Below are 10,866 nucleotides of genomic sequence, written 5' to 3'. Positions count from 1 at the left end.
GGCCGGGCCCCGGGGGGATCGGGCTCGTCTTCCCCGGGCCGGGGCGGCGCGGGGTTCGCTGTGCGCATGGCCCGATTTTCAGGTATTGAGACAGGAAACATCCGCATTGATCCGGTTCACTGGATATATGCCGCTCGACAGGCCGAAAGAGACGGATTGTTCTTTATGTCCAAAGAACCCCCGATAGCGCCGTCTGCCGCGCAGGTCAGCGTCATCGTGATCGGCTTCAACGACGCCGAGCACATCGCGGACGCCGTGCTGTCCGCCCTCCGCCAGGGCACCCCGGTGGCCGAGGTCATCGCCGTGGACGACGCGTCGACCGACCGCACGCCGGAGGTACTGGCCGAACTGGCCGCCCGCCATGCCCGGATCCGCGTCATCCGCCGCACCACCAACAGCGGCGGCTGCGGCTCCCCGCGCAACGACGGGCTGCGCGCGGCCACCGCCCCGTACGTGATGTTCCTCGACAGCGACGACGTGCTGGAACCGGGCGCGGCCGAGGCGCTGTTCACCGCGGCAGACCGGCACGGCGCACAGGTCGTCGCGGGCCGGTCCGTGCGTCGCGAGCTGCCCCAGGGGCGCGATGTCCCCTGGCAGAGCGCCCTGTTCGTCCGCGAGGCGGTGTACGCGTCGCCGGCCGGGCTGCCGCGCATGGTCCGGGACACCCTCTGCGTCAACAAGCTCTACGACCGGGCCTTCCTGTCCGAGCACTCCATCGCCTTCCCCGAAGGGGCATTCCGCTACGAGGACTTCGTCTTCACCGCGCGCGTGCTGGCCGCGGGGCCGCGCATCGCGCTGATCCCCGACACCGTTTACATCTGGCACGTCCGGCGCGCCGCCCAGCGGGCCTCGATCTCGCTCGCGCGCGACGACATCGGCAACTGGCGCGGCCGGCTCGCGGCCCACCGGCTGGCCGTCGAGACCTTCGAGGAGGCCGGTCAGAAGCTGCTGGCCCACGCCGCACAGGTCAAGTTCCTGGACCACGACCTGCGGATGTACGTCCGCGAGCTGGGCACCCGCTCCCCCGGGCACCGCGCCGAGTGGTGGCGGCTGACCCGGGCGCATCTGGCCCCGTTCGACGTGTCCGTGCTGCGGGCCGCCCGCGCACCCGCGCGCTGGATCGCCCGGGTCGTGCTGGCCTCGGCGGAGCCGCGCGACCTCGGGCGGCTGGCCGAGCTGGCCAACCGCCCGGCCCGGCTGCTGCCGCCGTACGCGCGCGTGGCCGGGCGGCCGGTGTGGGACGTGGACCTGCCCGAGGTGGAGCTGGACGGGATCGACACCAAGCCGCTGCACCGGCTGCCGGTCCTGGTCGAGGCCGAGCCGCGGCTCGCGGGCCGCGCCCGCCCGTCGCTGCTGCGGGTGACCGTCCGGGTCCACGAGCTGTACGGGCGGCTGGCCGCCGCCCACCCGCTGACGGCGGACGTCGAGCTGCGCCACCGCGGCGACGGCCGCCTGGGCATGACCCGCGACGCGGCCCTCAACCCCGGCCCCTCCCGCACCCCGGGCGGCGCCTCGGGCGCGGGCCCGGCGACGTGGACCGCCGAGGCACTGGTCAACCTGGGGGCCCTGGCCTCGGCGGGCAGCGCGGAGATGGATGTCTGGGACATACGGGTCCGCGTGCGGTTCGCCGACGACCTGTCCCTCTACGCCGCGGCCCGCGCGGTCGGCCCGGGCCTGCGCCGGCTGGCCGTGCCGGACCGGCGGCACGGGCTGGTGCTGGCCCAGCCGCACGCGACGACGGGCGGGTCGCTGGCGCTACGGGTCGCGGCCGGACCGCGTGCGGCGGCGGGCGTGGCGGCCCGCAGGCTGCGGCGGTTGAGGAGGGCGTGGAACCGATAGGCGCCGCGCCGCCGCGCCGCGCCGGATCCCGGCTCACGCCAGCGCATCAGACCCCGGCTCACCACAGCGCGTCAGCCGCCGGCTCAGCGCTCCAGGAAGGCGAACAGCTCCTCCCAGCGCCGGACGGTCTCGTCCGTCCCGTAGCGGCGGACATTCCGGCGGGCGGCCTCGCCCATGCGGTCGCGCAGTGCCCGATCGGACATCAATTCATCGAGCCTGCGGGCGAGTTCGGTGGTGTTGCCCAGGGAGGCCAGCAGCCCGTCCTCGCCGTCGCGGATGATCTCGCGGACGCCGGGGGCGCAGTCGAAGGCGGCGCAGGGCAGGGCGGTGGCCATGGCCTCCAGCAGGGCGAGCGGGAAGCCCTCACCCCGGGAGGACTGGACGAAGACGGAGCCGGTGCGCAGTTCGCCCGGCACGTCGGAGGTGCTGCCCATCCACCGCACCGAACCGTCCAGGCCGAGCGAGGTGCACTGCTTGCGCAGCGTCTCCTCGTCCTCGCCGGAGCCGTAGATCTTCAGAGTCCAGTCCGGGTGCAGGGGCGCGGCCTCGGACCAGGCGTCGAGGAGCATGTCGATGCCCTTCTGGTCGGCCAGCCGGCCCATGCTGAGGACGGCCTTCTCCTCGCGCGGGGAGGGCCGTTCGGGCCAGAAGGGCAGCGGGTTGGGCATGAAACCGGCGTTGTCCAGGCCCTGCAGGATCCACAGGTCGGCGTCCTCCTGGGTGAGCAGGAGCAGCCGGTCCACGTCGCGGTAGAACTCCTTGACGCGGCGGAAGCGGGAGGTGGCGCGGGAGTACTCGTACGACTCGTGGCTCATGCCGATGACGGTCGGCCCGGTGGTGTCGGCGAGCGCCACCCACTCCATCGCCCACACCTGGGTGACGATCACGACCGCGCCCTCGCCCGCCGCCCGGAACAACGCGGTGAGTTTCGCGGCCTGTTCGCGCATGCCGGCCTCGCGGGCGCTGCGGCGGCGGGCCTCGGCCACGTTGACCTTGGCGCGCAGGCCGCGGCTCGGGCCCGCCTTCGGCGGTCGGGTCTCGGAGAGCGTGGTGGTCGCGTACGGCAGCTCGGCCAGGGGGCTGCCGAGGTCCTGGGGGACGTCGGTTCCGGTGATGCCGATGACGTGCACCCGGTGGCCGCGCTCGGTGAACAGCCGGGCCATCTGGTGGGTCCAGGTGGTCACGCCGCCCAACTCGTCGACGCTGTTGCAGACGAAGAAGATCTCGCGGCTCACCTGCGGCCACCTCCGAAGAACATGTCGACGATCGTCCTGGCCGCGTCGCCGCGGTCGTATTCGCCGTATTCGGTGACGAACCGGTGGCGCGCCGCGGCGTACTCGGTATCCGCGGCCTTGAGGTCGGCGAGCGCGGAGAACAGCGCCTCCTCGGTCTCCACGAACGGGCCCGGGGCGTGCTCCCTGAGGTCGAAGTACGTGCCGCGGGTCTCGTTCGCGTACTCCTCCCAGTCGTAGGCGTAGAAGAGCATCGGCCGGTCGAGCAGGGCGTAGTCGAACATCACCGAGGAGTAGTCCGTGACGAGCGCGTCGGCCAGCAGGAGCAGCGGGGTGATGTCGTGGTGGCCGGTGACGTCGAGGACCCGGCCGCGGACCGAGGGCGGCAGCACGACGTGGTCGAGGTAGTGGGAGCGGACGAGGAGGACGTAGCGGTCGCCGAGGCGGCGGGTGAACTCCTCGACGTCGAAGGGCAGCTCGAAGCCGCGCGCCCGGCCGCTGGTGCCACCGCGGAAGGTCGGCGCGTACAGCAGCACCCGCCGGTCCTCGGGGATGCCCAGCTCGGCGGCGAGTTCGGCGGTCCGCCCAGTGCGGTGTCCAGTGCGGTGCCCAGCCGAGTGCCCGGCCGAGCGCCCGGCCACCAGCGCGTCGTTGCGCGGGTACCCGGTGCGCAGCAGGACCTCCTCGCGCAGCCGCAGGGCGCGGGCCAGGGTGCGGACATCGTGCTCGGAGCGGATCAGGAAGTGGTCGAAGCGGTCCAGGACCTGCTGGTAGCGCTCCTGTTCCGGCCGGCTCTGCAGCTTGTGGCGCGGCTCGTCGAACCCCATGCGCTTGAGCGCCGATCCGTGCCAGGTCTGGAGGTAGGTGGTCTCGGGGCGCTTGGTGAGCTTCAGCGGGAAGCCCTGGTTGTCGATCCAGAACTCGGCCTGCGCCAGGGCCCGCAGATACGGCCAGCTCCAGCGGCGTACGAGTGTGGCGTCGGCCGGGAAGCCCTCCGGCTTGCGGCCCGCGTAGGACCAGACGGGCTCGAAGTCGATGCCGCGGCGGCGCATTTCCTCGTAGATGGCGCGCGGGCTGTCGCTGTACTGCTTGCCGAGGTGGCTCTCGAAGACCACCAGGCCCTTGCGGACCGGCAGTTTGAGCAGCGCCGCGTGGTACGTGCGGATCTTGGTGTCGCCGGAGTCGACCCTGCGCCGGGCCTTGCGGGCGCCGCGCACCCCGGCCCTGGCGAGGTCGCCGGCGCGCCCGGCGACGGCGGCGTCCACGGCCTGGCGGGCGCGGCGGGCGGCCGGGCCGCGGGAGGTGAGCACGAAGGAGAGGTGGCCGCGGCGGGAGACATGGGGCTCCAGGCGGTCGGCGACCAGCCGGGTCAGCCGGGGGCGGACGCGCAGCCGCTCGGCGCGGTCGAGGAGCGGCCCGTCGACGCTGAGCCGGGTGCGCAGCCGCTCGCCGTCCACCTCCAGGACCAGCCGGACGTCCCACACCGCGTCGATCACACCGAGCGGGCGGAGCCGGCCGGCGAGGTCGGCCTCGGCGGCCCAGTCGATGAACTCGCCCGTGTGGTCCAGGGTTCGCAGGGGGAAGCGGAAGGTCCGGAGGCTGCGGCGGCGGGCCCGGAACTCCAGCTGGCCGCGGAGCCGGGCGCCGGGCGCGATCCGGCCGAGCGGGTTGACGACCCGGCCGGTGAGGCGGATGGTGCCGCGGCCGTCGTCCTCGTAGGTGGTGAGCCGGTTGCGCAGGAACATCGAGGGCAGCGGGCGCACGTGGTAGCCCTCGTCGGTGACGTCCAGGATGCGGCGGCCCTCGGGGTCCGCCAGGTGCCCGGCGTCGCACCAGTAGATCCGGCCCTCGCGCTCGACGAGCGGTACGGAGATCTTGTCGCGGTTGGTGAGGGTGTCCGCGGCGGGCAGCAGGTTCTCCCAGTCCTCGCGGTCCAGCAGGTAGGCGCAGACGGCCTGGATGGGCTGGGCCTCCTCGTAGGCGGCGGGGTCGAGGGTGGCAATGTACGGGCGGGCCAGCTCGGCAAAGCGGTGGCGGTACTCGGTGTCCAGCAGCGGCAGGTCCCGCAGGTGCAGGACGAGGTCGTGCTTGAGGAACTTGACGTCCTTGCGAAACTTCAGCTCCTCCTGCCCCCGCTCGGCGAGGAGTTCGTCGATCCGGCGGTGGATCTCCATCCGGTGGGCGAAGTTGGCGATCTCGTGGCGGCGGTTGGAAATGGAGCGCTCGCCGCCCTTCTCCACCACGTTCCAGAAGTAGACGCGGTTGGGGATCAGGGTGATCCGGTCGGCGGCGAGGTAGGCCCGCGCGGAGAAGAGCAGGTCCTCGTAGTGGATGCCGACCGGGAAGCGCAGGTCGTGCTCCAGCAGGAAGTCCCGGCGGTAGCACTTGTTGGTGGAGAGGGTGTCGAAGACGAACAGGTCGGGGAGTTCGGCGATCGAGTCCAGGGTGCGGGTGCGGGCGTAGAGCCAGGGGTACCACTCGACGCGCTTGCCGTGCCGGCTGTCGACGTGCACCCGGACGCACAGGCCGGACACGAGGTCGGCGCCGGAGCGGTCGGCGGCCTCCAGCATGTTGCGGCAGGCGTTGCGCTCCAGCTCGTCGTCGCTGTCGAGGAACATCACGTAGCGGCCGCGGGCGTGCTCGATGCCGTGGTTGCGGGGGGCGCCGCAGCCGCCGCTGTTCTCCGGCAGCCGGAGGGCCCGGACCCGCCCCGGGTGGGCGGCCGCGAGCCCTTGGGCCACCTCGTACGAGCCGTCGGTGGAGCAGTCGTCGACGATCACGACCTCGACGGCGCGCAGCGTCTGCGCGAGCACCGAGGAGACGGCGGTCGGCAGCCGCGTCGCGTCGTTGTAGACGATCACCACGACCGAGATGTCGGTTTCCACGCGTGAGCCTCCCCGTCAACCTGACCAAAAGGAGCATAACCCGCACATTGGGACATACGAGATGCGTCGAGGTGGGGAGTACGGAGACCCGGCAGGTCCGGCGCCACCGGGGTCCGGCCGCGGACGGCCGGACCGGGGAATGCCCGCCGCAGGCCCTACCCGCCCGGCAGTTCGTAAGGGCTCGGCAGGGGGAAGTACGCGTCCAGGAACGGGTGGAGGAGCTCCAGCTGACCGTGGATGTCGGACTCGTCCGACTGGGTGTCGTTCAGGCAGAACGCGGACCGGTCCCGATCGGCCAGCAGCCGGTCCAGGCGGTTGGCCGAGTTCGGCCGGGACAGGTCGATGTACGCGTAGTCGAGGTCGCTCGGCAGCGCCCGCCCGGTGTGGAACGCGTAGTAGTGGTGCAGCGAGGACGGGATCGAGATGTCGTCCAGGCTGCGGAAGCGGTGCCCCGCCGTCGCCCGGTGCCGCTCGGCGAACTCCTCCTCGATCTCCGCCAGCACGCCGCGCCGCAGCGCGTGCGGCACGTGCTTCATCTTCTGCACCGGCGTGGTCCCGAACCGCGCCTCGATCAGCGCCCGGTTGTTCTTCCCCGCCACCGACACCGGCACGTCCTCGTCGGACGGCGGCCCCAGCGGTACGAGCGCGGGCGAGGGGAAGAACTTCGTCAGCCCGTTGGCCAGGAAGAAGTCCTGCGGCACGGCCTCCCGGCCGAGGAACACGTCGTCGTTGAAGTACAGGAAGTGCTCGGACAGGCCCTCGATGTGGTGCAGCTGGCTCTCGATGGCGTGCGAGTTGAAGGTGGGCAGCACCGAGGGGTCGGTGAAGATCTCGCGGTGGCTGACGACCTCGATCCGGGGGTGGGAGGTGTCCAGCCACGTGGGCGTCTGGTCGTCGGTGACGATGTAGACGCGGCGGATCCACGGCGCGTACGTCTCCAGCGCGCGCAGCGAGTAGCGCAGCTCGTCGCGGTTGGCGTAGCGCGCGGCGTTGGCCGCCTCCTCGTGGTACGCGCGGTCGCCGAACGCGGCGCGGCGGGCGAGCCAGGCGGGGTCGGAGCCGTCGACCCAGGTGTAGACGGCGTCGACGGGGAAGGCGACGTCCCCGGGCAGCGGGTGGGTGAACTCCTCACGGGTGCGCACCTGGAGCGGGGTGGTGTCGCGGGAGCCGTGCGGCGCGGTGAACAGCGCGGCGGAGACCGGCACGGACCGTCCGGTCCCGGCCGGCACGGTCTCGGTGACGGCGTTGCGGCGCGGGGCGACGAGCCGGTCCTCGCCCGAGGGGCCCGCCTCCGACGCCCAGAACTCGATGTCGCAGCCGTACTCCGCGCCCAGCACCAGCCGCTGCCGCGGGTCGGTGCGGAACCAGGTCAGCCGCAGACCGTCCGCCCGGGCCAGCCGGCGCCAGACGGCCGTCTCGTAGCCGGGCGTGAAGGCGCGCGGCACGGCGCTGCCGCGCGGGAGGGGGCTCACGTAACCGGGGAGGGTGCGGCACAGCCGCGCGAGCGCGCCGAGCGCGCGGAGCCGGTCGCCCTCGGCGACGGCGACCACGGCGGCGCTGCGCTGCCTGCCGCGCACGCAGAAGTAGTCGACTCCGGCCGCCTCCAGCGCGGCGGCGACCGCGCCGAGGTTGGCTCTCCGCGCCAGCACGGGCGACAGGTCGCGCTCCACGAGCGCGATCCGCGGCTGCCCCTTCGCCAGGGCGACCGTGCGGCCCGGCCCGGCGAGCAGGTGCTGATGGCGGGCGGCCAGGGCGGCGGCGCGCAGCCGGTGGACGTGGCGGACCGAGGCGACCTCGCCGATGCGGCGCTTGACGGTGCGGCGCAGCTCGGGGGAGTAACGTCCGGCGATCGCCTTCCGGACGCCCACGGGCAGGGCCTTGCGGTAGACGGCGACGAGCGTGGACGCCTCCGGGTTGACGGCCGGTGCCGCCGGAGTACGGGTTGTCCCGCCGCCGCGCGGATCCGCCGCCCCCGGGCGGGGCTCGACTATCCCTCCCTGTCCCTTCACCTGGACTCCCCCACTTCCTTTGGTAGTTGTTCGTACAGCGTTCTACTGATGGACCTTTTGACCTGTGGACACCCGATGGGGTTGTCCAGCGGAATGTCTGGTTCTGGTCACAGTTCCGCCGGGTGGTTCCGGGTGATCCTGCGGTGTCGCGGAATGCGCCGGTCAGAGCGTTCGGAGCTCCGCCGCGGGACCGAAGGCCAGCAGCGCGGCGTCCCGCTCGCCGGAGCCGAGGACGGCGGGTCTGCCGACGGTGACGCCGACGGCCCGGCCGCGCGTCGGGCTCTTCGCCGCCTTCCGCACCCCGCTTCCCGCCGTGGTCCCCACCAGCCGCTCCCCCGCGAGCAGTTGGGCCGGCCCGTCGGACCCGCCGCGCACGCCGACCAGCGGCCCGTACGCCCCGGCCTCGCCGTCCTCGGACAGGGCGACCGCGCCGTAGCCGGGGGCTTCGCGGTGGCGCAGGGCCGACCAGTCGCCGTCCGCGCCCGGGCCCAGCCGATGGGTGGCGAGCCCGGCGCCGAGCGGGAGGCGGTAGACCAGGTGGAGCGAGCCGTCGTGCGAGCGGGCGGCGGCCGGCGCGTCCCCGGGCGGCGGCACCGGACCCGGCGGCCGCGGCTGGACCGGTCCGCCCGGGGAGCGCTGCGCCCAGTGGTGCACGCTGTCGCGCCCGGCGGCGAAGACATGGACCCGGCCCAGCGAGTCCAGCGCCCCGGCCAGCCCCTCCTGCACCTGCCCGCCCGCGAGCCGGTGCCAGCCGGACCACCGGCCGCCGGGGTCGCGGACCCGGGTGCTGAGCCCCTCGGAGGAGTCCCGTACGAAGAGGTGGATCCGGCCGTCGGGGGTCGCGAGCGCCAGCGGCGCCCCGGACCTGCGGCCGTGCGAGGCCCCGCGCTCGGGGTTGCCCAGGCCCCGCCAGGGCTTGAACCGGCCGCCGGGCGCGCCCTGTTCGAGGAGGACGATCTCCCGGGTGTTCCGCGCCTCCGCCCCTTCAAGGCCCGAGAAACGCAGCGCGAAGACCAGGTGGCGGCCCTCCCGGTCGGCGATCGCGCAGAGGGCGGGGGCCAGCGGCCCGCCGCCGAGGTCCTCCGGCTCACCCCACGCGCCGCTGCCCGGCGCGGTCTCGCGCCAGCGGGCGGCGCGGGTGCCCAGGACCCCGTACACCTCGCGTACGCCGCGCCGCCCCGCGCCGGCGAGCACGCGCGGGCCCGCGGTCGGGTAGCGGCTCACCGTCGAGCGGACCCAGCCCTTGGACTGGCGCAGCACCCGCCCCTGGCCGACCGCGTAGTCGCCGCAGCCCGCCCGGTTTCCGCAGCTCCACGCCGGGCCGCCGCCGTACGCGTCCAGGTAGCTCGCCTTGAGCCGGACGGTCTCCTCGGGCAGGTTGTGCGGCCAGCGCTGCACGTAGTAGCCGCGGTAGGCCTCGGCCAGAAAGCGCGGGGCCCGTCCGCGGCGTGCGGCGGTCTCCGCCCACTGCGCCATCGCCCGCCAGGCGAACAGCGCGGCGGCCGTGTGGTCGCGGTGGTCGGAGAAGCCCGGCTGGTCGCTGCCGCGCGGGTGGGCCGTGTCGTGCACCTGGATGTCCGGGTCGGGGTCCAGGGTGCGGATGAGGGTGGGCCGGTAGGTGTCGAAGAGGAACACCAGGGAGTCGATGAGGCCCTGGCGGTCGTAGGCGTGGACCTCCCGCACCGGCGACCCGGCGGCGGGCAGGGTGTGCAGCACGGTGCCCGGCTCCCCCCACAGCTGCGGCATACCGGTGTCGCCCCGCCCCTCGGGGCGCATCCGGATGTTGAGGAAGACCAGGGCGGCCCGGCGGCCGCGGTGGGTGAGGGTGTTGAGCTCGGCCTGCGCCCGGACTCTGCTGCCCCGCGCCAGCTGGGCCGCGTTGGGCAGCGACAGGACCTCGCCCTCCCATGCGGTGAACGGCTCGGCGCCGAGCATGGTCGCGTACGCCTGGCGCAGGCCCTGGTGGCGGGCGGCGGAGTAGGCCGCCCGGTCGGGGCGCGCGGACGGGGCGCCGGGCGCCTGGTTGACGCCGTTGGAGGCCCCGGAGGTGAGGTAGACGGAGACCACCGGGACACCCGAGTCGAAGGTGCGCGCCAGCTCCGGGTTCATGAAGAACAGGTCGTCGTCGGGGTGCGCGAGGATCTGCATCACCAGCGGATCCCGGGCGGCGCCCACGGCCGGGCGGGCCTGCGTACGGGAGCTCGTGGCCGGTTCCGGTGCCTTGACCGGCCCGGCCCCGCAGCCGACGGCGGTGACCGCTCCGAGCGCGGCCATCGTGCCGAGCACACCGCGCCGCCCGTACGGCTCCTGTACGAGATCCACCGTGTCAGCTCCATCTCAATCCCGCGCCGCTGTGCAACCCCTTTCGCAAGGCGGCCGTCTTATGAACAGACGGAGGAAACCAGACATCTGTTGTCTGTTCACTCCGTGACCCCGATCACGTGGAATGGGATGGAAACAACCCTTTTGAATACCTCGAGAAGCGGTGCGGCATGAGCGCCATGAGCAACGCCCTGCTGTCCCGCGCCGTGGGAGCCGCGCGCAGGGCGCGGACCACGGCGGTGCGGGTGCGCGGGCGCGTGGAGCGGATGGACACGGTCCCGGTGTTGGGCAACGGCGGCAGGCCCCGGCCGCTGCTGCGGCCCGAGCACCTGTCCGTGCTCGGCGGCCGCACGCTCAACCTTGCCGTGCCCTTCCCGCGGACCACCCGCTCCCTCGCGGCCGCCCGGCTCGAACTCCGGCACGGCGGGCGCCTGGTGGCGCTCCCGCTGGAACAAGAGGCGCGGCCGGGCGGCGGCCCGCTCCTCACCGCCACCGCCCCTCTCGACTACGCGGACGCCCCGGCCCCCGAGGGCCGGGCGCTGTCCGAGGGCCTCTGGCGCATGGCGGTCGTCGTCACCG

The 10,866-nt window shown here is 73.7% G+C and carries 5 protein-coding genes and 1 pseudogene; 2 read left to right on the top strand and 4 right to left on the bottom strand.

The genetic code is table 11. The annotated features are described in order from the left end of the window. Positions 1–165: 165 nt before the first annotated feature. Positions 166–1,839 (top strand): glycosyltransferase family 2 protein, encoded by a 1,674-nt coding sequence (locus tag AOK16_RS19960; RefSeq protein WP_055473567.1) that lies wholly within the window; start codon positions 166–168, stop codon positions 1,837–1,839. Positions 1,840–1,922: 83 nt separating this feature from the next. On the opposite strand, the gene AOK16_RS19955 is transcribed toward AOK16_RS19960, so the two are convergent. The 4 genes from AOK16_RS19955 to AOK16_RS19940 all read right to left on the bottom strand — a co-directional run bounded on the left by AOK16_RS19955 (position 1,923) and on the right by AOK16_RS19940 (position 10,287). Further along, a complete protein-coding gene (locus tag AOK16_RS19955) occupies positions 1,923–3,074 on the bottom strand; it encodes a glycosyltransferase (RefSeq protein WP_055473566.1) in 1,152 nt (383 codons plus the stop codon). Further along, the gene (locus AOK16_RS19950; protein WP_055473565.1) at positions 3,071–5,956 is read right to left on the bottom strand and encodes a bifunctional glycosyltransferase/CDP-glycerol:glycerophosphate glycerophosphotransferase; all 2,886 of its coding nucleotides are present in this window, start codon (positions 5,954–5,956) and stop codon (positions 3,071–3,073) included. The genes AOK16_RS19955 and AOK16_RS19950 overlap by 4 nt, the downstream gene beginning before the upstream one ends. Positions 5,957–6,111: 155 nt before the next feature. After that, a complete protein-coding gene (locus AOK16_RS19945; protein ID WP_240483659.1) occupies positions 6,112–7,824 on the bottom strand; it encodes a stealth family protein in 1,713 nt (570 codons plus the stop codon). A 303-nt stretch (positions 7,825–8,127) separates the two neighbouring features. Continuing rightward, entirely contained in the window at positions 8,128–10,287 is a 2,160-nt protein-coding gene (locus tag AOK16_RS19940) for a PIG-L family deacetylase (RefSeq protein ID WP_055473564.1), read from the bottom strand. Between the two features lie 170 nt (positions 10,288–10,457). On the opposite strand from AOK16_RS19940, the pseudogene AOK16_RS19935 reads away from it, so the two are divergent. Continuing rightward, a pseudogene (locus tag AOK16_RS19935) lies at positions 10,458–10,866 on the top strand (hypothetical protein); the annotation flags it as partial.

It is taken from the genome of Streptomyces pathocidini, assembly GCF_001418495.1.
GTDB classification, from domain to species: Bacteria; Actinomycetota; Actinomycetes; order Streptomycetales; family Streptomycetaceae; genus Streptomyces; species Streptomyces pathocidini.
The sequence above is the reverse complement of the archived record's forward strand: the minus strand, read 5'-3'. Positions and strand labels throughout refer to the sequence as shown.

Coding starts and splice junctions, on each gene's coding strand:
- AOK16_RS19960 (WP_055473567.1), top strand. CDS start 166: ATGTCCAAAGAACCCCCGATAGCGCCGTCTGCCGCGCAGGTCAGCGTC.